This window comes from Solitalea canadensis DSM 3403 (assembly GCF_000242635.2).
GTDB lineage: Bacteria > Bacteroidota > Bacteroidia > Sphingobacteriales > Sphingobacteriaceae > Solitalea > Solitalea canadensis.
On record NC_017770.1, the window covers coordinates 2697087 to 2721411 of the forward strand.

Sequence of the window (24325 nt, forward strand, 5' to 3'; positions counted from 1 at the left end):
AAACAAAGAATTAGTTTCACTCCATCCGGAGCTTATGTTTCAGACAAGATGTACAAATAACTACTTATAGAGAAGTGTATTGCTAAAATCAATAAGAAAGAAATAAGTATTGATATATGACAAATTATAACACACCCCTAACCCGTCGCAAGATGAAAAACTGGAAACAGATAGTTTTTTCGAACAAATTATTAAACCCCATAAAAAACTTTATGCTCCATTTCAAGGTGTGGTAAGACAACTTCCTTATCAAATATTCCGAATACAGAAGAACCGCTACCGCTCATTGATGCATACATTGCACCAGCCCTATAAAGTTCTTCTTTTATCTTTTGAATGGGAGGGTACTTTTTGAATACTGTTTTTTCGAAATCGTTTTTGATAGTGTTTTTCCATTCAGAAACAGGCAGATGAGCTAATAACTGCAAGGATGTATCCGGTTTTTCAGGTTTACAGCCTCCATATGCATCTACTGTTGAAACATGAATGTCGGGCTTAATGAGCACAAGGAAATATTTTTCGAGATTTAATTCCTGAGAAAAGAATTCATCTCCTTTTCCAACTGCAAAAACAGGCGTATTTTCGATAAAAAAAGCACAGTCGCTTCCAAGTCGTCTCGCATATTGCTGCATTTGCTCCACACTTAAACCAAGCTCGAATTTTTGATTCAGCAATCTGATCATATAGGCTCCATCTGCCGATCCTCCACCTAATCCTGCTCCAACAGGAATATTTTTAAGTAAATGAATATGAATTGGAGGAATATCTATATTTTCCTTCACCATTTGATAGGCTTTCAGGCAAATGTTATCATTGGTATTTCCGGGAATATCAATTCCATGAGCAAAAAATTGGGTTTCTAAAGATTCAATGATCTCCAATGAATCATAAATTTTTACTGGATAAAAAATAGTTTCGATGTTATGGAAACCATCGGTACGTTTTTCAACAATATTTAACCCGATATTAATTTTTGCATTAGGAAAAATGATCATGCTACGAAAGTAAAAAGTTTCTTTTATAATGGAAAAAGCCTATTCCGGTTTAAAGGAAAGCTTCAATTAAGAACAGACTAAAATAAATTTATTTAGCAAGTGAAATAAAAGTGTTATAATACAAAGGAGGTTTTTACTTTTGCAAAAGGGACACAATATGAAACAGTATCACGATTTAATGCAGCATGTGCTGGACACTGGAGCCGAGAAGCACGACCGTACCGGAACTGGCACTATCAGTGTTTTTGGCTACCAGATGCGCTTTAACTTAAGCGAAGGCTTTCCTTTGGTGACTACCAAAAAGGTTCATTTAAAGTCTATCATCCATGAATTGATATGGTTTTTGAAAGGTGAAACCAATATTGCTTACTTAAAGGAAAATGGTGTTAGTATCTGGGATGAGTGGGCTGATGAAAGTGGTGAACTCGGGCCTGTATATGGTTCTCAGTGGCGCTCATGGCCAACTCCTGACGGAGGAAAAATAGACCAGATAACACAGGTGGTGAATCAAATAAAGAACAACCCCGACTCCAGAAGAATCATTGTAAGCGCCTGGAATGTAGCTGAAATTGAACACATGGCCTTACCTCCTTGTCATAGTTTCTTCCAGTTTTATGTAGCGAACGGAAAACTTTCTTGTCAGCTTTATCAACGCAGTGCAGATATTTTCCTTGGTGTTCCTTTTAATATAGCATCTTACGCGTTATTAACGATGATGATGGCACAGGTATGTGATCTTGAGCCAGGAGATTTTGTGCATACTTTTGGAGATGCTCACCTGTACCTTAACCATATTGAACAGGCAAAACTACAGTTAAGTCGCGATTTCCGTCCATTACCTAAGCTGGAGATCAACCCATCAATTAAGAATATTTTTGATTTTAAGTATGAAGATTTTACCCTCACGGGATACGATCCTCATCCACATATTAAGGCAGCAGTAGCTGTTTAATCTAAAAAGTTCATTGCTATATTAGAATATGAACTATTAACTTTCCTATGAACTCTGAAAAAATGAACATAAGCATCATAGTAGCGCAGGCTGAAAATAACGTTATCGGCAAGAGCAATCAATTAATTTGGCATTTACCTGCTGACTTAAAGCATTTTAAAAAATTAACAACAGGTAACACCATTATTATGGGGCGTAAAACCTATGATTCAATAGGCCGACCATTGCCTAACCGCAGGAATGTTATTATCAGTCGAAATAAAGATTTAAAGATCGAAGGTTGTGATCTGGTTAATTCACTGGAAGAAGCTCTGGAGCTAACAAGAAATGATGAAAAGGTTTTTATTATCGGTGGTGCACAGATCTATAATCAGGCGATGAACATTGCAGATACACTCTTTATCACTGAAGTAAAACAAGTATTTGAAGGAGATGCTTTCTTTCCGGACATTGCAAGCGATAAATGGATCGAAATTGCACGTGAAGATCATAAAGCTGACGAAAAAAATAGGCTCGATTATTCATTCGTTACTTATAAACGCAGGAATTAATCAGTAACCTTTATTTCAAAATCCTTTGTATCAATCGGTGGTGAGGTTTTTTCCCAAGGGCGTCGCTGCTCAAAGTGAATTTTAGTTGTCCCTACTTTAGTGCCAATTACTTTAAACACTTCGGGGATGGATGATCCCACCGCGGGTTGAGGAGTGCCTTTAAAAAGATCTTCTGCATAATCTACCCTTTCAATCGTAACAATACCCTCATTCTCTGTTTTGTATTCCCATAAAAGCCCCGATGTACCCTTTCCCGGAAGGGAAATAAAGAGGCTATCATTTATTTTTAAGTCTTTGGATTCCATATTTTTTTCTTGCTGAAGTGATTTGCAGCCATAAAGGGAAGCAATCAAGAAGACAATATTCACAAGATAAACCCTATTCAAATTAGGGTTGAAGATCGTTTTCTTCAACCCCAAATTACGAAATAAATCAGCCTTCATACCATTTATGGTAAAGCTGAGAATTGGTACCCATCACAAAACAATCGAGTCTGTTTGCAGCCCAAGATGAGACACCCACTCCAGAACTTAATACACCTCCAAGGTCTTCTACTCCACTCCATTGTCCGTTCCACCACTTATGCATCATATGGTTATTTTGTCCCGGGAAGAAGACATCAATTCGATTTGGGCCCCAGGAAACAGCTCCCGGATTATCAAATAATTGTGCATTTAAATCTTCCCAATTAGACCATTGGCCTTCATACCATTTATGGAACAAACTATTATTGGTTCCTCTTGCAAAAATATCCAACCTGCCACTAGCCCAAGAACATACAGTTGGAGCTGAGGTTAAGACTCCACCCAAACTTTCCCAACCATACCAGGCCCCATCCCACCACTTATGCCAAAGAGCAGAGTCCGTTCCCCTTGCAAAAATATCAATACGATTATTTCCCCAACTAACACACGATGGATCAGAAGAAAGCAATCCTCCCAGATCTTCCCATCCACTCCAACCTCCCTGATACCATTTGTGATATAAATGATGATTTAAGCCAACTGCAAAAATATCCAACCTGCCGTTAGCCCATGAGCAGATAGACGGAGCACCTTGTATACCTCCTCCTAACGACTCCCAACCAAACCAAGCCGTACCATTCCACCAACGATGCCAAACAGCAGAGTCTAATCCTCGAGCAACCACATCAATTCGATTATTATCCCATGAAACGGCATCTGGCTTTGAAGTTATACCACCTCCAAGGCTTTCCCATCCTTGCCAACCCTTTTGGGCAGGTAAAACAACTCCTTGTGCTCCATAAAACGGATACGTGGTATCGATACCACATTGACCATAGGCTATTTTGAAGAACCCTGCATTTCCCCAAGCAGTATTCCATGAATTCTTACAGATCCAGCATTGTTCTGCTTCAGAGTAACCAATAACTGAAACGCAATGCAAACCAGCCAATCCTCCCGAAACATGATGATAAACACCGTTTGTATAACTAAAAAAGTCTTGATAAACCTCAATAACCGCCGAGCACGGCCCAATGTTTGTCAGGTGATTTTTACGATCAATTTCACTTACAAGTGCCGTATAACTGGTTATTTTCACTGCGTTAGAAGCCCTGTCGGTCACATTTGTACAATGCGGCGGACTTTGCCATATATCATTATTAGGAAATGCCGAAGCATACGGGAAGGACACATCATCCACAATGCCTCTTGCTTTAACTTCGTCCAATGCGTATTGTGGCCACCAACCTCCACAGTTTGCTCCATGATTAGAACAAAAGTGCAAATCGGCCTCTGATAAATTTAATAGTTGACCTTTTTCAATAGAGGTCATTGATTCTACAACGCTTGTAATACAGAACGATACGCATGAGCCGCAACCACCCTGATCTTTTACGGAGGTCACGTGATTTCCATTTCGATTTCGCCAATCTACTGCAGGTGCGAAGCTTGGTGTAGTTGCTTTAGGAGGAACAGCCATAATGGCTTGTAATGCAGCAGGATCAATCTCAACTCCTAATAAAGCACGTTGTTGATTTTCAGGAAGCTTCGAAACTTCAGTTTCACTCGCTTGCCATCGCGCTTGCGTTTTAGCCAGGTCAGACACCAACGCTTTGATTTTTAATTGTGCCATGATAGATATTTATTAATAGGTTTCAGATGTATAATATAGCCCGGATGTTATCAGGCTTTAAAGTTTCCAGTATTAATCCAGGCATTTTTCAGAACGACCCACCAATCAACAGCAAGCCCATTCAACACATAATCATAAGGTAACCAACCATATCCCTTATCACCCCAACCCTTACCCCAGGAATTTCTTATTAATAATGCTCCTTTTGTTTTAGTGGTGCCAGAAGCATCAGGAATTTCAAGCTTATCATCATAGCCAACAGTCATAACGGCATGTCCGCCCACCATTGGATCATTAGCTGATGGATAAGGTATAGTTCCATCATTGGTTGAATAAATAGAATTATAAACAGAGAAGCCAAACATACTTGGCAGACCTGAATTCAGGTGAGATTTTATAGACATTAATAGATCGGTTGTTTTGGTACCGGAAGGATCAAGCCGGTAATAAGTTATTGCTTTATAATTTTGACCAAAAGCATAACAGAAAGCACTAGGTTCGATATCATAATTACCTATTATGTATGGCCAATATTCTTCTGGTGGAACACCAAACAGCGTCATTGCACCTATTGTTGAACGTAGATAGGCTCCTGTATCACCATTCCATTTTAGCAGGTTTCGGGTAACCTTATATAAAAATAGTCTGGATGCGTCAATATGTTTTCCAAAAGCCCTTTTTTCAAAATATTCAATTATCCCAACTCCTGCATTCGCCGTGCAAGAACCTATTGATTCCTGATTTTCAATTGGAGAGCACCAAGTCCTAAGATCCTTTTTAGTAGGTAATGCAGGCTTTGTGGCTGTAGTTACACCAGCCGTTTTCAACATGTTTTTAATCGACTCTGTTTCACCCGCAACATGCAATGAATCAGAAACATTTTTTGTATCAGCTGTGTAGTCTTTAAAGCTAGGAAGATCTCTTAACCAACCTAACGCATAAATGTTAGAATTTTCCATATAGATATTTAGGTGATAAATGTTTACATAAATTTACAAAAAATGCATACAAATTAATCTATTTAATTTATTGAAAATCAAAATATTACACTACTATTCTGTTGATTATTTAATCTATTGCTAACTGTAAAAAAATGACTAATAAGAAAGAGATTTTCATATAACTTTTTATTAAACACACAGATATTATGGAAGATAAACTTGCGTAGAATCAAAATTTATTTAGATTTGCGACTTCGTAAAAAAACCAACAAAACTTAAGAAACAACGCTTTAATTAAAATTTAACCGCATTATGCAAGGAAAAGGTGTCATCAGGTTTGTGGCTATCGCACTGGCACTTGCTTGTCTATACCACATCTCATTTACGTGGATAGTAAGCAGTGTCGAAAAAAAGGCAAAAGAATATGCCAATGGCAATGCAGCCAAAGAGAGTTATTATTTGGATTCAATTGCTACCGAACCGGTTTATAACCTGGGTGTGGCAAAATTTACTTACAAAGAGTGTAAAGAAAAACAGTTAAATCTGGGTCTTGACCTTAAAGGCGGTATGAACGTTACCATGGAAGTATCTGTGGTTGACCTAATCCGTTCAATGTCAGGAAACAGCACTGATCCTGCTTTCAATAAAGCTATGGATTTAGCTAAAGAAAGATCAACAAGATCGTCTGAAGATTTCGTTTCATTATTCGAGAAAGCTTATAATGAAGTAGCTCCTAACGGTAAATTAGCTTCCATTTTTGCTACAGCTGAAAATAAAGGCCGTATCAACTATGACACTCCTAATAAAGAAGTTATCAAACTTTTAAAAACAGAGTCTGAAAGCGCTTTTAATCGTTCATTTGAAATTCTCCGTACCCGTATCGATAAATTCGGTGTTACTCAGCCAAATATTCAGAAAATTGGCGGAAACCGAATTTTAATTGAGTTACCGGGCGTTGATGATCCTGAGCGTGTGCGTAAACTGTTACAAGGTTCTGCAAAACTTGAGTTTTGGGAAACTTATGATAACCGTGAAGTATATGGAGGTTTAGAAGCAGCTAACAAAGCATTAGCAACCAAGTTAGCTTTAACTGATAAAGCGGCTCCTGCAACTACTTCAGCAACAACTGATACAACTAAGAAAAAATCTGATTTGGCTCTTTTAAACAAGATTAAATCAGACTCTTCTAAAAATGATACTTCTGCAATGCGCGCAATGATGGCTAAACAAAACCCATTATTTGCCGTAATGATGCCTAGTACTTATCAGGAAGCTAACGGACAACAAATGTTGGCTCCGGGTTCTGTGGTTGGTTATTCAGCATTAAAAGATACTGCAAAAGTTAACGAATATCTTTCTTCTCCTGAAGTTAGAGCAAGCTTCCCAGCTAACATCAAATTTGCATGGAGCGTTAAAGCTATTAACGACAAGAATATTTTTGCTTTAAACGCATTAAGAGCATCCGGTCGTGATGGTAAAGCAGCATTAAGTGGTAACGTTATTTCAACTGCACGTTCAGATATCAGAGATGGTAAACCTGAAGTAGAGATGGTAATGAATGCTGATGGTGCTAAAGAATGGAGAAGAATTACTGCTGAAGCTGCTGCTGCAAATCACCGTGCAATTGCTATCGTTCTTGATGATGCTGTTTATTCAGCACCAAGTGTTCAAAACGAAATCTCTGGCGGTGTTTCATCCATCTCTGGTAACTTCAAAGTGGAAGAAACCCAAGACTTAGCTAACATTTTAAAAGCGGGTAAATTACCTGCTCCTGCTAAGATTGTTGAAGAAGCAACTGTTGGTCCTACTTTAGGTCAAGAGGCTATCAATGCAGGTTTAATTTCTTGTTTGGCTGGTTTAGCTGTTGTGTTCGTTTTCATGGCGATTTACTACAATAAAGCAGGTATTGCTGCTGACGTTGCTTTAATTGTGAACTTATTCTTCATGATTGGTGTATTAGCGTCATTCGGAGCAGTATTAACCTTACCAGGTATTGCAGGTATCGTTCTAAACATCGGTATGGCGGTTGACGCAAACGTACTGATCTATGAACGTATCAAAGAAGAACTTGATCATGGCAAGAGCTTGCGTATGGCTGTTACTGACGGCTTTAAACACGCTTACTCAGCGATCATCGATGCGAACGTTACCATCTTGTTATTAGGTATCATTCTTTACGTGTTCTCTTCTGGTTTGATCCAAGGTTTCGCAACTACTCTTGTTATTGGTATTTTCACTTCATTGTTCTCAGCTATCTTTATCACTCGCTTGATTTTCGAAGCACAGTTAGCTAAAAACAAAGTGATTAAATTTACCAATGAGTTTTCTAAAAACTGGTTTAAAGACACTGATTTCGACTTCGTTTCTAAACGTAAAATATTCTACTTTATCTCGGGTGCTATTATTTTAGCAGGTGCTATTTCAATTGCTACCAAAGGTTTAAGTTTAGGTGTTGACTTCCAAGGTGGTCGTACTTATACTGTTCGTTTCGAGAAAGATGTTAAAGTTGGTGATGTAAGAGCAGCAATTACTCCTGAATTAGGTGGTAAAGAGCCTGAAGTAAAAACTTTCGGTGGTGCTAATCAGGTTCGTATCACTACTTCTTACGAAATCGATAATCAGTCAGAAAGCATTGATAAAGAAGTTGAAACTAAACTTCAAGCAGGATTAGCTAAGATCAAAGATAATAAGGCTGAAATCATGAATACCCGTAAAGTGGGTCCTACAATTGCAAACGATATTAAAATATCTGCATTGTATTCAATTGGTTTAGCGTTGGTAATTATCTATATCTACATTATCATTCGTTTCCGCCGCTGGCAGTTTGGTATCGGTGCTACCGTTGCCCTACTTCACGACGTATTGGTAATTATTGCGATCTATTCGATATTCAATGGTTTATTACCTTTCTCATTGGAAGTTGATCAAACCTTCATTGCAGCAATTCTGACTATTATGGGTTACTCAATGAACGATACGGTGGTAGTATTTGACCGTGTTCGTGAATACTTAGGTTTACATCATAGCAAAAATGAATCAATGGGCACTGTAATCAACAGCGCGTTGAACAGTACTCTTAACCGTACCGTTGTTACAGGTTTATGTACAATGTTAGTATTGGTAATATTATTCATATTTGGTGGTGCGGTATTGCGTGGTTTCTCCTTCTCTTTGTTGGTTGGTATTGTTGTAGGTACATACTCTTCATTGTTTGTAGCTACGCCAATTGTAGTTGACTTTATCCGCAAAAAGAACTAATCTGATTGCAAATTCAATAAACGAAAGGCGCGTAACAACTGTTACGCGCCTTTTTCGTTTAATACTTTTTCTCTTGACATCGAAGGTCTTACCTAGCGCTGACAACAACTATGGATCTTTTTTGTTAATATTGAAAAACTCTTCTTATTAAGTTATGTCGATAGATATTCCAGAAACAAATTTCCCAAGGGTTGTTATTATCGGAGGCGGATTTGGAGGCATCCAGGCTGCTAAAAAGTTAAAGAATAAAGAAGTTCAGGTGATCATGATCGATCGCCACAACTACCACACCTTTCAGCCGTTGCTTTATCAAGTGGCAACGGGGGGCTTAGAACCCGATTCAATTGCACACCCTCTTCGCAAGATTTTTAAAAATCAGAAAAATTTTATTTTCAGAGTGGCCGAAGCTCGCTTTATTGACGGTGAAAAGAAAACAATTATCACCAATATTGGCGACATTCATTATGATTACCTCATCATAGCGACAGGTTCTAATTCCAATTTCTTCGGTATGAAGGATATTGAAGAACACGCTATGCCAATGAAAACTATTCCTGAAGCATTGGATATGCGCAGCTTGGTACTTCAGAATTTTGAAAGTGCCTTACTTACTGATAGCTTAAGTGAGCAGGAAGCTTTCATGAATTTTGTGGTAATTGGTGGAGGTCCAACCGGAGTTGAAACAGCAGGTGCTTTGGCTGAGCTAAAAAATCATGTGCTTCCACACGATTATCCGGAACTTGATATTCGTCGGATGCAGATTAACCTGATTGAAGGCGGACCAAGGCTTCTTGGAGCAATGTCGGAACAGGCTTCCGAAAAATCGGAGAATTTCCTGAAACGTATGGGTGTAAATATCCGCACTAACGAAAGGGTTTTGGGATATGACGGTGAAAAAGTAGAGCTTGGTAGTGGTAAAGCATTGGAGAGTAAAGTAGTGATTTGGTCTGCTGGTGTAAGAGGTGAAACGCTACCTGGAATCAACAAAGATGTTGTTGTAGGAGGAAACCGCTTCAAAGTAAATACATTTAATCAGATTGAAGGTTACGATGATATTTTCGCTATTGGCGACGTTGCTGCAATGATCACGGAAGATTTTCCTCGCGGACATCCGGGAGTTGCTCCAGCAGCTATGCAACAGGGTGTTTTAGTGGCCAAAAATATCGTCAAAAAAATAAACGATATTCCAATGGAACCATTTAAGTATTTTGATAAAGGCTCAATGGCAACTGTTGGACGCAATCGTGCTGTTGTAGATTTAGGATTTATACGTTTCCAGGGAATGTTTGCATGGTTTGTATGGATGTTCGTTCACCTTATGACTCTTGTTGGCTTCAGAAATCGTGTGGTAGTGTTTGTTAACTGGGTTTGGAGTTACTTCAGCTACGACAGGGGAACTCGTTTAATTATCCGGAGGTTTGAAAAACAAGCAGATAAGAAATTAGATCCAATAGAAGTATAGATTGGCCTATAGTTGATGGTTCATAGATCATAGTTTAAGTCTCTATGAACCATCAACTATGAACTATGAACATTCAATGAGCACCCATCCCTTAAAACTAATCGAATGCCCGCGTGATGCCATGCAGGGAATTCATGAATTTATTCCTACTGATCTTAAGGCTGAATATATTAATAAGCTTTTGCAGGTTGGTTTTGATACGATTGATTTTGGCAGTTTTGTTTCGCCAAAAGCCATTCCCCAGATGAGTGACACAAGGGAGGTTTTAAAACGATTAGACCTTTCATCCAGCAAATCAAAACTACTTGCCATTATAGCCAATTTAAGAGGCGCAGAAGAAGCTGTTGCATTCAATGAGATATCTTATCTTGGATTCCCTTTCTCTGTCTCTGAGACGTTCCAACAGCGTAATACAAATAGTTCTATCACTGAGTCTTTTGATACGGTTCAAAAGATTCAATCACTTTGTGTAAAAAACAATAAGCAACTAGTTATTTATATCTCAATGGGGTTTGGAAATCCTTATGGAGATGAGTGGAGTGCCGAAATTGTTTCCAAATGGGTAAATGAGATGAATAAGATCGGTGTAAACATCATTTCTTTATCTGATACAATAGGGGTTTCAAACCCAGAAAACATTATTTACATCTATAGCAACTTAAGTAAAGATCATCCTGCTATTGAGTTTGGAGTACACTTACACTCAACCCCTTCTACACGAGTAGAAAAAATAGATGCTGCCTGGAAAGCTGGCTGTCGCCGATTTGACTCAGCGCTAAAAGGATTCGGCGGCTGCCCAATGGCCAAAGATGACCTTACAGGCAACATTGCCACTGAAGGCATATTATCTTACCTCGAACAAAATAACATCAATACAGGGCTTAATATGCGGGCTTGGGAAGAAGCAATGATTTTGTCGAGCAGGGTTTTTCTGTGATTCTCTTACCGTTGGTTGAAACCAACGGCAATGAAGTCTTGTCCTATTAGATAATCTACTCCATAAATTTTCTCAATATAGTTCTGTGATTCTTTTCTTACCCGTTGGTTAAAACCAACGGTAATGAAGTCCTTGTCCTATTTTCACAATATAGTTGCTTCATTGCCGTCTGCTTTAGCTGACGGAGGCTTGATGTGTGATTGATTGATTTTTATTTTAATATGCAGGCTTGAGAAGAAGCAATGATTTTGTCGAGCAGGGTTTTTCTGTGATTCTCTTACCGTTGGTTGAAACCAACGGCAATGAAGTCTTGTCCTATTAGATAATCTACTCCATAAATTTTCTCAATATAGTTCTGTGATTCTTTTCTTACCCGTTGGTTAAAACCAACGGTAATGAAGTTCTTGTCCTATTTTCACAATATAGTTGCTTCATTGCCGTCTGCTTTAGCTGACGGAGGCTTGATGAGTAATTGATTGATTTAATTTTAATATGCAGGCTTGGGAAGTGGCAATGATTTTGAATCTTGATGAATGAATATATTTTAATCCTAAAAAGCTATAATTGCGCAATTATTATTGGCTATCAGATTGATAATGAATTTTTCATTATCAATAAAAGAATTTCATCTATGTCACATGTAAAGATTTGGGTACACCTTGTTTTTTCTACCAAAAACAGAATACCTTTTTTAAAAAGAAACATTCGATTTGAGCTAAGGCTGCATATCATGGAAAACTGTAAAAAGAACAATATTTTTTTGCAAGCTATCAATGGATATGAGGATCATTTACACTGCCTGATTTCTATTGGAAAAGATCAGACCATCTCAAAAATTGCTCATATGATAAAAGGAGAATCAGCCTTTTGGTTAAATAAATCAAGAATGCTTAATGATTTTTTTAGCTGGCAAGATGATTATTTTGCAGTCTCTGTAAGTGAATCTCAGCTCTCCAAAGTGATTAATTATATCCATAACCAGGAAAAGCATCCATACCTCAAAATCTTTTGCTCAGGAGGTTGATGCATTTATGAAAAATTTTAAATTTGAAATAAAATAATAATGCTTAAGATGTAAAGATCACTCTCTCCCACCTTTGTCGAAACTTATTTAGTAACAATTCATAATGATCATTTTTACACAATATAGTTATGCCACAGAGTAGAAACAGACAAAAGCATCATACCCATCAACAAGCTCATCATCAACAACACTCAGCTGTACAGTCACATCCTGTTCCTTATAAGAAGAATAAAACCTCATGGTTCTTTGCAATCTTTGTAGGAATTATCGGAGCCGTTGTTGCATTTTTCCTTTATAAAATGAATTGGATTTCAGCTGTGAGCGGAGCCGTTATTGGAGGAATATTTGGCTATTTAATAGGTAATTTCATCAGCAAGGCAAGTAAAACCAGATAATTCGTTTTATTTTTTCATTTTAAGAGAGCCGGTACATACATCGCCTCTAACTCTTATTGCTTATATAGTTGGAGGCAAATTAATAGGAAAAGTGGGGGATTGAATTGTATACTCAAAACTTATGACTTTTAGATTATTTAAATCTCCGGAGGAGGATAACCTTAGTAGATATACATCAGTCTAATACATAAGCCCCGGATGGAGCGAAACTAATTCTCTGTTAAGTTTCACTCCATCCGGAGTTAACTTTTCTAATCTTTTATTTCTATTAAGGCTAGACTTCCCCGAATTTTTCTCCTTAAAGATGAAATTATCTCCTTTTGTCCCATCAACTTTTCCACTAAGTTTGAGAAGACTCTTAAATGGTCTTCCTTAATTGCTTTTTAAATAACAATTATTTGGGAAGCGTACTGTCATCCACATTTCATTAATTGTTTCTGCATAAAATAACCATTTGGCTATTTTACTAAGCTTTTCCATTTAAGGAATTTATTCTCAAAAAGGAATTTGGATAAATAAGAAACGCCGATTACTCCAACCGAGATAATTCCATAAAATACCAAAGTTGACATTAACGGGGATAATTGTTGCAAGTGATTCTTAAAAATCAAAATAACCCCGAATATCACCAGCATTTGGTACATGTATATACCGTAAGAAACATCACCCAAAGAATTTAACCATTTCTTATCCAAGTTAATCCATGATTTAGGATTTAAGGAAATAGACAGAATCAGCCAAAGAAACAACACGTACAAAATCAGATTCGAAATAACCGGGGTATTAAACAATACCTTTGAAACTTCACCCAACGCAATATTAGAAGCAACCAACTCGCCATGGAAAACCAATCGCCATATTAATAAAGTAAAACCTGTAAGTTGTACCACAGGCGAGAATATTTTCCAGTTATCAAAAGATTTGGTTCCGTGGAAAACATAATAAGCCCCAATCCCTCCTATTGCCATGGCTTCAAACTTTAGGGTGTCTACCACTTGTCTGGTTACATCTAAAAAAGAACCAGGCTGCGGGTCCATCAACATTAATAAGGTTATTAAACTGGTTTTGATAACAATGATCAACCAAAACAGTAATAACATATGCTGACGGAAAAATTTCATTAGTGGTGCCCAAATAATGTAAAACCACTCTTCTACCCCTATAGACCATAATGGCTCCAGTAAACTGCTGCCAAATAAGGTATTCACCAAAAACGGTAAAAACAAAAGGTACATCCACCATACTTCACCACCTGAATAAGGCATTTGATACTCAAACCCGATTGTTTTTAGTGCAAAAGGTACCAACCAAACTCCAATTATTACAAGCAAAAAATACAAAGGCCATATACGTACCACTCTTCTCCAATAAAAACCCTTTACACTTATGTCGCCGCTCTCTTTATCTTCTTTCAGTAAAAGATAACTAATCAGAAAACCACTTAACACAAAAAAGAAGGATACTGCAGTACTTCCGTTTCTAAACAATGTATATGCTTCAAGGTTGAATAAGCCATATTTTTGCCTGATGGTTTCGGTATGATGCATCAGAACCAGGTAAGCGGCAAAAAAACGTAAAGCACTTAGGCCCGGGAAATATTTAATGGTTTTAGACATAGTTTCAGTCGGCAAAGATGTTAATTGTAATTGCTTCATACAATCTTTTCCAATAAAAAAGCCTTTAGCGAAATGCTAAAGGCTGAGCTAAACTTTTAATAACACTGCTTAATCAATTATACACACTATTTTTTACTCAGTATGTAGTATTGATACGGTTGTAATTTTAAAGAAGACTGCAAAGTAAAGTCTTTATTATCCATAGCGTTTTTCCAAGAAACATTTACTAGTTCTGACGAAGCCGCAAATGTACTTTCGCTATTATTCGTATTTACAATAACTAACACTTCCTGATTATTGGATACACGTTTAAACACAACTAAATCGGAACTGTTAACCTTAATAATCTCTCCTTCTTTAACAGCCTCACTGCCCATTTTAAAAGCAATGAGCTTTTTATACTCGGCTACCATATCAGGGTTTTCAGTCCAGTCGATCGGATCACGATCAAAGAAGGATAGCTTTTTAGTACTACCCACCTCCTGACCATTATACAGCAAGGTGCTTCCGCCCATGTACGAGGCGAGCACAAATGCTGCCATAGAGCCACGCTTACCACTAAACAATCCAACCGGTGTATCATCCCAAGCCGTTTCATCGTGGTTGGTGGTAAATCTGAGTTTAGTAGAACCAGAAGGAATATTTGTCATTTCTTGCGAACTGGTGGTAAATAATGATGCATCCGGTTGAGTTCCCTTAAATACTTCCTTAAGCGTTTTGTAATAATCCCAACCGTAATTTAACTGAAAACCAGCATTAAAATGATTGGTGCGACTACCTTCTGCCAATAAAACCAATTTTCGGTCTTTAAAAGTTTTAAGCGTGTCGATGGCTTGTTTCCAGAAATCATATGGAATAAAATCAGCTGCATCGCAACGGAATCCATCAATATTTGCAGCTAGCACCCAATACTTCATAGAACGAATCATTTCTTTTCGCATATCCTGATTATTATAATCAAGGGCAGCAACATCATTCCAGTTTGTATTAGGTGGAATTATGATATTTCCGTTGGCATCCTGCTTATACCATGCTTTATTACTGATCCATGGGTTATCCCAGGCGGTATGATTAGCCACCCAGTCGATCACCACCGCCATATCACGTTTATGGGCTTCTTTAACCAGCGTTCTGAAATCTTCTAACGTTCCGAATTCGGGATTTACTTCTTTATAATTTTTAACTGCATATGGAGACCCTAATCCTCCAGCAGACCTGATTTGTCCGACTGGATTAATAGGCATCAACCAAATAACATTCACACCTAAAGCCTTAATCGAATCCAGGCGATTTTGTACACCTTTAAAGTTTCCTTCTTTACTAAAGCCTCTTAGATTCACTTCGTACATTACCACATCTTTTGTAGCAGGAACATTTGCAAAAGGTGCTGCATATACAGGTGGGTCAACGGGTTTTACAACAGGAGGAACAGGTGTTACCGGGTCATCTCCTTTCTTACAATCTAAAAAAGAGAAGGACAACGCGAGTAGCGCGTAAACAACATTCATTTTAAATGGTATGGTTACATATTTCATATAAACGAGATGGCTAAAACGTTAAAATAATCTATTTATAAGAAATAGTTGGGTTTAACAATAGATTAAAAAAGGGCGGGTCACAGCCAGCGAAACCGCCCCTACAATACATTAGTTTTTGCGAACTGTGTACGTGTATTTGTAAGGCTGATTAGCTTTGCTTAAGCTAATGGTAACCGTATAATTTCCGCTTTCAGTTATGTTGATTGCGTCATTTGTTTGTACAAGTTCACCTTCTAACTCAGCACTTGCTGCAGGACCGAAATTAATATCCCAACCATCATTAGCACGGAATTTTAATGCTCCAGCTACCAGGTTGATCGTTTTTGTCCACACATCTTTACTAGCATCATACGTTAGAGGTGTAGAGGCATCCCAACTACCTGGCGTTGCAGTACCAACCATTCCCCAAGTGCTAATATGTGTAATTTTATAAGTAAGGTCACTGATATTAGCTTCAATCTTATAAACACCAGCTTTATCAACCGACATACTGCCGGCCTGTCCATCTGTTGTTAATTTGCCATCAGAAGCATAGCCATAATTGATATGATCCCAATCAGGAGCTGAGGTAAACTTAAGATCAGTACCTGAGTTGAAATAGATATAACCTTCAAATTTTCCATCATCAATAGCGGTTAGTTTAGGTGCTGACGCTGGCTTATAGCCTTGATAGCCACCTGGCACCCATAAACGTACAGGTTCAGGTATAGTCGGAGGTTCAACAATTTCCTTAAACGGCGTAATGGTCATTTTAATGACTTGAGAAATAACTGTATCTAAATTATTGATAGATGCACCTAATCTTAATTCTATTACTGAAGATTTGTTGGCAGGTAAATGCAACTGGTCTAATAATTTTTTATTCAGATCGGTCATTACTATTGATAATTCATCTGAATTACTTGAACCGATAGAAACCGGATGAGCAAATTGTTTAGTTGCCGAATCAGCTTGTAAAAAATAACTTACTGATGTGGTTACCCCATAATCTGCCTTTTTCCATTTAACTTTAACCGTATCAGTTAGGTTTAGTGCTGTTATTTCAATAGTTGATCCGCTTGACGGAGTTGTTATTTCAGGTGCAATAATTTTTTCACCTATCATTGGACCAACCTCATCTTTCTGACAAGCAAACAAGGTTAAACCAAGAAACAATAGTGTATAAAAATGTTTTTTCATGTTGTTTAATCTTAATAACCTTTGTTTTGAACCAGATTAGTATTGATTGATAGATCGGAAGCCGGAATTGGGAACAGATCCATGTGGGCCGGAGTTGCTGCGCCTGCTTTAACATTTCCTTTCCAATCCCATAAATACTCACCACCGGAAAATTTGCCAAAACGGATCAAATCTGTTCTGCGGTGGCACTCCCAATAGAGTTCGCGAGCTCTTTCGTCCAAAATGAAATCAAGTGTCAGATTGGCAGCAGCAATATTTCCGGATGTATTTCCATAGGCCCTCTCGCGGATTTTATTGATATAAGAAACGGCAGTTGCTTCAGTACCACCTGTTCCCCCTCTTTTTACTGCTTCTGCATACATCAGGTAAACATCAGCCAAACGGAATAAAGGAAAATCTGTGTCGACAAATGTTCCATGCTTTCCAGCTGAGCCATCTGCGTTCACATTTCTATATTTAGTACTTAGGTATCCCTCTTTAAACTGATTAGGAACATCTATATCCAGTTTCTGGCCATCGGTAAAGAACATTGCTCTTTTATCAGTGGCACCGGTTTTATCGGCAAATTTGTTTACAAACGTATTCGTAAATCTGTTACCGGCCCAAGGCCCACTAGGTATGCCATAATCTTTTACATAATCCATATTTCCACCCACCTGAGCATGGATAATATAGGTTACACCTCCATAACCACGGGTATTCATTCCATCTTCGGCAATCGGCAATATGATTTCTTCATTCCACTTATGGTTATCAGCTAAAAAGAGTTCATTATATTTAGGGTGAAGAGTATAACCTGCATTAATGATTTTATTGCAATAGGTTAAACAGTCGGTATATCGGGCATTCCCTTTACCTAAGTACACTTCCGCATTCAAGTACATTTTAGCTAGCAACATCCATGCAGCAGCCTGATCTGCACGACCATATTCATTGGTACGAGCTTCTGCTAATGAAGGAAGCACGTCAACTAACTCTGATTCGATATAAGCGAAAAGGTCTTTTCTATTAATTTGCTTAGGAATAAATGCACCTGTTTTATCTTTTTCAGTGGTAAATGGCACATTTCCCCACAGATCCATAGCATAGTAATAATACAACGCTCTCATAAAACGAGCTTCAGCAAGGTATTTGGTAACGTCTCCTTTTAACGGCTCCGACAGCCCCCCTACTCTTTCCTGTACCGAACGGATATATTCATTACAATAAGAAATATTGATGAAAATGCGCTGGTACATCAGGTTAACATAACCGTTAGCATCCGACCATACCATTCCATGATATTCTACTAATCCTCCATCGCCCCAGGCATTAATACATTCATCCGTAGTAACCTCCTGAATATTGAAATATCCTCGTAAAAATGAAGTGGTACCTTCATCAGAAGCAGAAAGCTCAGGCGAACCAAATTCCCCTTTTTGTCCGGTAAGGGTTAAGCTACCGTAAAGTTTTGCAAGCATTTGTTTGTAGGCCTGCGGATCATTAAAAACAGATGCCGAAGTAATAATCCTTTTATCCGTAGGAACGGTATCCAGATCGTTAATGCAAGACGACATGCTAAGTCCTGCTGCCACTAAAGCGATCGTGAAAAATTTATATTTTTTCATAATTGATAAGCTTATTGATGATTAAAAATCACAGTTAACACCTAATTGGAATGTCCTTGAACGTGGGTAGAAGTTATTATCCAAACCTCCACTGATCTCAGGATCCAAGCCGTCATAATTAGTGATCACGAATACATTCTGCACATTGGCATTAATTCTCAGGTTCACTTTGTTATTCCATAAAGCTGGCAGGCGGTAACCCAAGCTGATATTGTCCAAACGGAAGTAAGAGGCATCCTGGATATAATAATCTGATGTATTGGTTTTCAATGCAGTCATGAAACGGGTATCTGAGGCCGACATAGTCTGGTTGCTTAAATAACCCAGTGTTGAATAAAATCCTCTGTAGGTGCTGTTAGCCGCTACGTTATTGTAATTGTAGTTACCCAAGCTTAATCTTCCGAATGCTGAGAAATCCCAACGTTTGTAAGATAAATTGGTTCCGATACCCATCAATACTGTTGCGTCCGGCTTTTTGAATACATACAGATCGCTGCTGTTGATGATACCATCATTGTTACGGTCTACATACACATCTTCCATAGGTTTTCCATCACGATCGTACACTTGTTCATACACAAAGTAGGAGTTAACAGGATAGCCTACTTTCTGTACCTGAATTGTTCCGGAAGTGGTTCCGGCAATTCCTCCTACCAATACTTGATAGTTTGGATCACCTGTTAAACTCAGGTTGGTGATTTCGTTCTTATTGTAAGAAATGTTATAATTCACATTCCATTTCAAAGCAGATTTTGTAAGTATTTTTGCATTTAAAGTGAATTCAACTCCTTTGTTTTCCATGTCCCCAACATTGGTAAGCACACGGGCTGAGAAGTTGGTTCCTGCTGGCACATCCACAATGCTTAGCAGATCGTTCGTTTTTTTCTGATAGAAATCTAAAGTACCGGTGATGCGGTTATCAAGGAATCCATAATCTAAACCGATGTTGGCTGTATTGGTAGATTCCCATTTAATGTTTGCATCATAACCATCCGGACGTAAGGTGTTGTAAAATGAATTCCCGAACTGGTAACGTGAGGTATTATCACTGATCGTGTATTTAGCCAAATAAGGATAATTATTGCCGTTATTTAAATCTTGTTGTCCGGTTGTACCGTACCCAACACGCAGCTTAAGGTCTGAGATGGTTTTGTTATTTTTAAAGAAATCATCATTGATCTTCCAGGCAACAGCAACTGATGGGAACAAGCCCCAACGGTTATCTGCATCAAAACGAGAAGTCGCATCATCACGCAAGGTAAAGGTTACCAAATATTTATCTTTAAACGTATAGTTTAAACGGCCGAAGAAAGAAACCAGGTAATACTCAGAACTGTAGATATTAGGCTCGCCCTTAGCGGTTTTAGTAACGTTCATGCTCGAATCTGCACCTTCTCTATAAAAGTGCGACCACGAATAACCGCCCATCACGTCAATCTTACTTTGGATACTCTTTACCTCTTTTGAGTAATTAAGGTAGAAATCCAATAACTGATTGCGGCGTCTTTCTTCATATGGATTAATTCTACCTCCTGAAACGGCAGGAGAATTTACCCATTGTGTACTGTCCTTAACGTTATTATGACCTTGAGATATCGTATAGTCATAACCTAAGTTAAGGTTAGCACGTAATTCCTTTAAGAATGGAAACTGGTAATCTGCTTGGGCATTTCCAATACTTCTTTTAACAGTTGATGTATTATCTGTTAATTCTAACTGTGCAACAGGGTTTGGTGTTGCCAAAGGAACAGGGTTGCCATTCAAGGTATTATCCTGCGTCCAGGTGGTGAAACCTCTCCAACGTTCATTGCCATTGTATACAGGCTTTGTTGGATCGTAGTATACAGCATTACCAATTGCTCCCTGATCAGCGAAATTGTTATTGTTATACATTCCCTTTACGTTGAAATTGAGTTTCAAGGAGTTTTTAAGGAATGTTGGATTTGCATTAATTGCTAAAGTTGTTCTTTCAAAATTGTACGTTTTCAGCGTTCCATCGGTATTATTATAACCTAATGAAACACGATAAGGCATTTTCTTCCAGGTTCCTGAAACGCCTACGTTATGATCCTGACCAAACGCATTTTGATAAATAGCATCTTGCCAATCGGTATTGGCAGTTCCTAAAAGTGACAATACAGGCTGCTGACCAGCATAAATTTTATTAACCAAAGCTCTAAATTCATCTCCTGTATAAACTGCCACTTTATTTGGAACAGTTGCCAATGATGTTGTTAATCCGTAAGTAACTTTAAATTTTTCGCCACCTTTTTTAGTGGTGATCAAGATAACACCGTTTGATGCTCGTGAACCGTAAATAGCTGTAGCAGAAGCATCTTTAAGAACGGTTACATTTTCCACATCGTTAGGATTTATGGATGATAAAATGTTAGGAGAACCTCCGATCGGAGTGTTATCAACCGGAACGTTATCAATAATGATCAGCGGATCATTGCTAGCATTTAAAGAAGCTCCACCTCGAATACGGATAGTTGATGTATTACCAGGTGCTCCACTGATTGAGGTTACGGTAACACCCGCAATACGTCCAGAAATCGCCTCCTGAACAGAATTTACTGCACCAGCATTAAACTCTTTATTAGAAAGCGTCCCTACCGCTCCGGTAAGGTCATCTTTTTTCTTTGTTCCATAACCAATAACAACTACCTCATTCAATGAAGTTGCAGAGGCTTTTAAATAAAGTGTGATATTGGTATTAGCCGTTACATTGATTGTTTTTTCTAAAACTTCAAATCCCATTGAATTAACCACTACCGTGTGTTGCCCAAGTGGTAATCCTGTAAATTTAAAAATACCGTCTACATTGGTTCCCGTAGATAATTTGGTGCCTTTTATGGTTACCCCGGCAAAAGGCATTGGCAGATTCGTGTCGTCAAAAACACGACCGGTGAGTGTTCCTGTCTGTGCAAATGTTATCAGCGAAACTAATAACATACACAAGGTAGCACCGTACTTAAGTAAGTAGAGTTTTCTCATTGGTTGTAATACATTAAAAATTGGTCGTAACTTTTTTTTGCCCGCACATTTGGTTGTGCTAAGCAGAATCAAAAGAAATGAGGAAACGGATTGAATACAATCAGTATAGAGGGCAATATAGATTAATATAGTTTATACAAAATATAAACTATTGATCTTCAGAAAACTACACCAAGTTCATATCAGTGAAATATCGATTTTTAAAACAAAAATATTGATGATAGCTGGTAGCTTTTAGCCGTTAGCTATTAGTTTTTAGTTAGGATTATGACTAAAAGCTAAGCTCACACCGACTGGATCTTCATAAGGTATTCTTCAAAATCATCATTGGAGACCAGCGATTTTTTCTTGATACGGGTTTTGTAGGCGTAAATGGTATTGACTGAATAATCCAATATTTTTGCGATTCGGTCATTATCCGTAATACCAATTCTAATGAGGGCAAAAATTCGGAGTTCTGGATTCATTAACTGACCGTCTTCGATTTTCATCCGGTCTTCTTCTTTAAACAATGAATTAAATCCCTGAACAAAGTTGGGGAACAATTTCAGAAACACTTTATCGAAGCTCAAGAAAAGTCCTTCTCGTTCTTTATGCAGATCGACCTTTGCTAATGTAGTTTTAAGGTCGTCACCCCTACCCATTAGCAGCTTTTGCTCAATTGATTTCTTCAATCGCTCCAGCTTGTCTATATATTCAGAACATACATTAAAGTAATACACAATGTACTCATCCTTAATTTTGTTGGCCTCTTTCAGCAAATCATTTGTATGCTGTAAATTTTCATTCGCCAGTTTGATGATCTTATCAGCAACTTTTAATTTTTTAAGTTGTTTAAAGATGATTACAATAAACGTAACCACCATCAAGAACAAAACGGTAGCCAGGATAGAATATCCAAGTAATAACTTACGTTGATGCTCAACCGTACTCAATTGTTGTCCTTCAATGATAGGTAAAATGGCCCCAATTTGAATTTCACGGTGACGGGCACCGTAATAGGTTGCATCTTCCAGCGCCTGCTTTATATAATCATAAGCCGTTTGTGTATTTCCCTTTTTATATAAGATATCGGCCAGATTTAAGATCGCCACCGTTTCTTTAGTGGCTGATTTTACATCGGCAATTGCAGCTTTAACCAACAGATCAACCGACTCTTTTTCATGTCCAGAATAAGCATAAATAAAACTTAGGCTACTTGCATTAATAGCAAACTGGTGTGGTGTTAAGTTTTTAAAGCTCATGATCTGCTCATAGCTTTTTGTTGCCGCTTTCATATCGCCATTACGAAGGTTTTTAAGACCTTGAAGCGATAAATAATCATACGAGGCAGGATCTGATAAAGCCATCGCTGAATCAGCAAAATCATTTCCTTTTTGATTGTACGCTGCGGTAAAGTATTTGTCTTTATGAAAATCGGCTAAATCAAAGTAATAGCGGGCTTGCAACGAGAAAAATTCGACTCTCTCTTTTTTATTTAATGATGAAGGGATGATAGACTGCAATACATCATAGGTTTCCTTAAACATTCCTGATGAAAGCAGGATAAAACCTATTTTCAGTTTTACCTCTTCAATTTTGGCTTTATCGTTTAATTGTGGCGCAACCTTTTCCAATTGCTTGGCGCAATAGAATGCAGAATCGTAATTAAAGGTTTTGTACTCTTCATAAAGCGAAGAGTAGCCATTATAAAGTTGTTGCGCAGTCGGATTTTGCTCTTTTCTGAGCGATTGTTTTAGTTCATCAATCCGTTTAAGCTTTATAGCCTCGTATTCTTTCTTTTTAACTAACGCCGCATTCAACTCATTAAATAAGCTGTCTGTTGAGGTTGCAAATGTGGAGAGCGCGCATAATAATCCAATAATAGTGGCTAAAAAATGCTTCATGAGGAAATCAAACTTAAATTGGCTGTGTACAGCCGACTAAGTTAAAATCCTTTTAACAAATCCATCAATATTTTTTTACGTTGTTCAATACTAAGGTTTCGTTGGTAGTTATATAAAGCATTTTCCCACTCACCGTAAAATGCATTCGGTAACACAATGTACCGATGCCCCCATTGTTCTTTAGCCTTATCTGTCTCAGCAAAACGCTCATCAACTGGCTTCTTTTCGAATACTTCAGCATGATCATTCAGGTTATCACCCATCAACATCACAATTTTATGGTTTTCAGCAACTTTATGACGACGATCTTCCTTATTCGATTTATTGGAGCGGAATAAACAATGAGCTGCATCCGCATTAGGTAATTGCAGTTTATTCAGATTTATTACGGTGGTAGTAACTTCACTTGTATCTCTATTACTGATATAGAATATTTCAATTCCTTTAGATGCTGCCCATTGTAAAAACTCAACACCACCAGGTACAGCAGTTGCAGCTGAAAGGTTTGTCCATTGTTTCCATTTTGCTTCCGTAAAATCAACACCCTCCTTAATCAACTGTGCATTGAAATAGCTGTTATCGATAATTGTTTCGTCCAAATCGGTAATTATCGCCCATTTCTCTTTTCTTTTTTTATGCTTCAGATCCTTTTCTAATGTCCATTTGGCCGAATTAAATGCCTGGTAACACAAAGCCCGGTATTCTGCTGCTTTCTGAGTATATAACACTGAAAACGTTTTTAATTCTTCGACAGAGACCTGATGCATTACCGGAGCGGTAGTTTCCTGGGCAAAGGCAAAATTTCCCAAAGAAATGGCAAAAAGGAGAACAAAAATCTTTTTCATTAATCACAGTTTTAGCCGGCAAATTTAAGGTTCTAATACAGAATT

18 protein-coding genes are annotated in these 24325 nt (G+C 37.9%); 7 read left to right on the forward strand and 11 right to left on the reverse strand.

The window, feature by feature from the left end; all coding sequences use genetic code 11:
• Positions 1 to 191: 191 nt before the first annotated feature.
• Positions 192 to 995 carry a 4-(cytidine 5'-diphospho)-2-C-methyl-D-erythritol kinase gene (gene ispE, locus SOLCA_RS11205; RefSeq protein WP_014680560.1) on the reverse strand — a complete coding sequence of 268 codons (804 nt, stop codon included), beginning with the start codon at positions 993 to 995 and terminating at the stop codon, positions 192 to 194.
• A gap of 157 nt (positions 996 to 1152) precedes the next feature.
• On the opposite strand from ispE, the gene SOLCA_RS11210 reads away from it, so the two are divergent.
• Both SOLCA_RS11210 and SOLCA_RS11215 read left to right on the forward strand, forming a co-directional pair.
• Complete coding sequence (locus SOLCA_RS11210) at positions 1153 to 1947, forward strand: thymidylate synthase (protein ID WP_014680561.1); 795 nt, start codon at positions 1153 to 1155, stop codon at positions 1945 to 1947.
• 62 nt (positions 1948 to 2009) lie between these two features.
• Positions 2010 to 2498, forward strand: a complete 489-nt coding sequence (locus SOLCA_RS11215) for a dihydrofolate reductase (RefSeq protein WP_042481151.1) — start codon at positions 2010 to 2012, stop codon at positions 2496 to 2498.
• Here the strand turns inward: SOLCA_RS11215 and SOLCA_RS11220 are convergent.
• Genes SOLCA_RS11220 through SOLCA_RS11230 form a run of 3 tightly spaced genes read right to left on the reverse strand, consistent with a single transcriptional unit; the run spans position 2495 to position 5554 of the window.
• A complete protein-coding gene (locus SOLCA_RS11220; RefSeq protein ID WP_014680563.1) occupies positions 2495 to 2941 on the reverse strand; it encodes a protease inhibitor I42 family protein in 447 nt (148 codons plus the stop codon). The genes SOLCA_RS11215 and SOLCA_RS11220 overlap by 4 nt on opposite strands.
• The gene (locus tag SOLCA_RS22375; protein ID WP_014680564.1) at positions 2931 to 4595 is read right to left on the reverse strand and encodes a C1 family peptidase; all 1665 of its coding nucleotides are present in this window, start codon (positions 4593 to 4595) and stop codon (positions 2931 to 2933) included. The genes SOLCA_RS11220 and SOLCA_RS22375 overlap by 11 nt, the downstream gene beginning before the upstream one ends.
• A gap of 50 nt (positions 4596 to 4645) precedes the next feature.
• The gene (locus SOLCA_RS11230; RefSeq protein WP_014680565.1) at positions 4646 to 5554 is read right to left on the reverse strand and encodes a C1 family peptidase; all 909 of its coding nucleotides are present in this window, start codon (positions 5552 to 5554) and stop codon (positions 4646 to 4648) included.
• Positions 5555 to 5848: 294 nt separating this feature from the next.
• On the opposite strand from SOLCA_RS11230, the gene secDF reads away from it, so the two are divergent.
• The 5 genes from secDF (at position 5849) to SOLCA_RS11255 (ending at position 12612) form a co-directional block, all read left to right on the forward strand.
• Positions 5849 to 8794 carry a protein translocase subunit SecDF gene (secDF, locus tag SOLCA_RS11235; protein WP_014680566.1) on the forward strand — a complete coding sequence of 982 codons (2946 nt, stop codon included), beginning with the start codon at positions 5849 to 5851 and terminating at the stop codon, positions 8792 to 8794.
• Positions 8795 to 8948: 154 nt separating this feature from the next.
• Positions 8949 to 10256, forward strand: a complete 1308-nt coding sequence (locus SOLCA_RS11240; RefSeq protein WP_014680567.1) for an NAD(P)/FAD-dependent oxidoreductase — start codon at positions 8949 to 8951, stop codon at positions 10254 to 10256.
• A gap of 58 nt (positions 10257 to 10314) precedes the next feature.
• Positions 10315 to 11193: a hydroxymethylglutaryl-CoA lyase gene (locus SOLCA_RS11245; protein WP_014680568.1), complete on the forward strand. Its 879-nt coding sequence runs from the start codon at positions 10315 to 10317 to the stop codon at positions 11191 to 11193.
• A 631-nt stretch (positions 11194 to 11824) separates the two neighbouring features.
• The gene (gene tnpA / locus SOLCA_RS11250; RefSeq protein ID WP_014680569.1) at positions 11825 to 12217 is read left to right on the forward strand and encodes an IS200/IS605 family transposase; all 393 of its coding nucleotides are present in this window, start codon (positions 11825 to 11827) and stop codon (positions 12215 to 12217) included.
• 128 nt (positions 12218 to 12345) lie between these two features.
• Positions 12346 to 12612: a hypothetical protein gene (locus SOLCA_RS11255; protein ID WP_014680570.1), complete on the forward strand. Its 267-nt coding sequence runs from the start codon at positions 12346 to 12348 to the stop codon at positions 12610 to 12612.
• A 458-nt stretch (positions 12613 to 13070) separates the two neighbouring features.
• Here SOLCA_RS11255 and SOLCA_RS11260 read toward each other — a convergent pair whose 3' ends face one another.
• From SOLCA_RS11260 to SOLCA_RS11290, 7 genes are all read right to left on the reverse strand, one after another.
• On the reverse strand, positions 13071 to 14267 hold the full coding sequence (locus tag SOLCA_RS11260) for an acyltransferase family protein (RefSeq protein WP_014680572.1): 1197 nt from the start codon (positions 14265 to 14267) through the stop codon (positions 13071 to 13073).
• A gap of 86 nt (positions 14268 to 14353) precedes the next feature.
• Positions 14354 to 15763, reverse strand: coding sequence for an alpha-amylase family glycosyl hydrolase (locus SOLCA_RS11265; protein WP_014680573.1), 1410 nt, complete (start codon positions 15761 to 15763; stop codon positions 14354 to 14356).
• A gap of 111 nt (positions 15764 to 15874) precedes the next feature.
• Entirely contained in the window at positions 15875 to 16945 is a 1071-nt protein-coding gene (locus tag SOLCA_RS11270; protein WP_014680574.1) for a SusE domain-containing protein, read from the reverse strand.
• An 11-nt stretch (positions 16946 to 16956) separates the two neighbouring features.
• The gene (locus tag SOLCA_RS11275) at positions 16957 to 18552 is read right to left on the reverse strand and encodes a RagB/SusD family nutrient uptake outer membrane protein (protein ID WP_014680575.1); all 1596 of its coding nucleotides are present in this window, start codon (positions 18550 to 18552) and stop codon (positions 16957 to 16959) included.
• 21 nt (positions 18553 to 18573) lie between these two features.
• Positions 18574 to 21549 (reverse strand): SusC/RagA family TonB-linked outer membrane protein, encoded by a 2976-nt coding sequence (locus tag SOLCA_RS11280; RefSeq protein WP_014680576.1) that lies wholly within the window; start codon positions 21547 to 21549, stop codon positions 18574 to 18576.
• 284 nt (positions 21550 to 21833) lie between these two features.
• Entirely contained in the window at positions 21834 to 23435 is a 1602-nt protein-coding gene (locus tag SOLCA_RS11285; RefSeq protein WP_014680577.1) for a DUF6377 domain-containing protein, read from the reverse strand.
• Positions 23436 to 23476: 41 nt separating this feature from the next.
• Entirely contained in the window at positions 23477 to 24280 is an 804-nt protein-coding gene (locus SOLCA_RS11290; RefSeq protein WP_014680578.1) for a 5'-nucleotidase, lipoprotein e(P4) family, read from the reverse strand.
• Between the last annotated feature and the right edge of the window lie 45 nt (positions 24281 to 24325).

Coding starts and splice junctions, on each gene's coding strand:
- ispE (WP_014680560.1), bottom strand. CDS start 995: ATGATCATTTTTCCTAATGCAAAAATTAATATCGGGTTAAATATTGTT.
- SOLCA_RS11210 (WP_014680561.1), top strand. CDS start 1,153: ATGAAACAGTATCACGATTTAATGCAGCATGTGCTGGACACTGGAGCC.
- SOLCA_RS11215 (WP_042481151.1), top strand. CDS start 2,010: ATGAACATAAGCATCATAGTAGCGCAGGCTGAAAATAACGTTATCGGC.
- SOLCA_RS11220 (WP_014680563.1), bottom strand. CDS start 2,941: ATGAAGGCTGATTTATTTCGTAATTTGGGGTTGAAGAAAACGATCTTC.
- SOLCA_RS22375 (WP_014680564.1), bottom strand. CDS start 4,595: ATGGCACAATTAAAAATCAAAGCGTTGGTGTCTGACCTGGCTAAAACG.
- SOLCA_RS11230 (WP_014680565.1), bottom strand. CDS start 5,554: ATGGAAAATTCTAACATTTATGCGTTAGGTTGGTTAAGAGATCTTCCT.
- secDF (WP_014680566.1), top strand. CDS start 5,849: ATGCAAGGAAAAGGTGTCATCAGGTTTGTGGCTATCGCACTGGCACTT.
- SOLCA_RS11240 (WP_014680567.1), top strand. CDS start 8,949: ATGTCGATAGATATTCCAGAAACAAATTTCCCAAGGGTTGTTATTATC.
- SOLCA_RS11245 (WP_014680568.1), top strand. CDS start 10,315: ATGAACTATGAACATTCAATGAGCACCCATCCCTTAAAACTAATCGAA.
- tnpA (WP_014680569.1), top strand. CDS start 11,825: ATGTCACATGTAAAGATTTGGGTACACCTTGTTTTTTCTACCAAAAAC.
- SOLCA_RS11255 (WP_014680570.1), top strand. CDS start 12,346: ATGCCACAGAGTAGAAACAGACAAAAGCATCATACCCATCAACAAGCT.
- SOLCA_RS11260 (WP_014680572.1), bottom strand. CDS start 14,267: ATGAAGCAATTACAATTAACATCTTTGCCGACTGAAACTATGTCTAAA.
- SOLCA_RS11265 (WP_014680573.1), bottom strand. CDS start 15,763: ATGAAATATGTAACCATACCATTTAAAATGAATGTTGTTTACGCGCTA.
- SOLCA_RS11270 (WP_014680574.1), bottom strand. CDS start 16,945: ATGAAAAAACATTTTTATACACTATTGTTTCTTGGTTTAACCTTGTTT.
- SOLCA_RS11275 (WP_014680575.1), bottom strand. CDS start 18,552: ATGAAAAAATATAAATTTTTCACGATCGCTTTAGTGGCAGCAGGACTT.
- SOLCA_RS11280 (WP_014680576.1), bottom strand. CDS start 21,549: ATGAGAAAACTCTACTTACTTAAGTACGGTGCTACCTTGTGTATGTTA.
- SOLCA_RS11285 (WP_014680577.1), bottom strand. CDS start 23,435: ATGAAGCATTTTTTAGCCACTATTATTGGATTATTATGCGCGCTCTCC.
- SOLCA_RS11290 (WP_014680578.1), bottom strand. CDS start 24,280: ATGAAAAAGATTTTTGTTCTCCTTTTTGCCATTTCTTTGGGAAATTTT.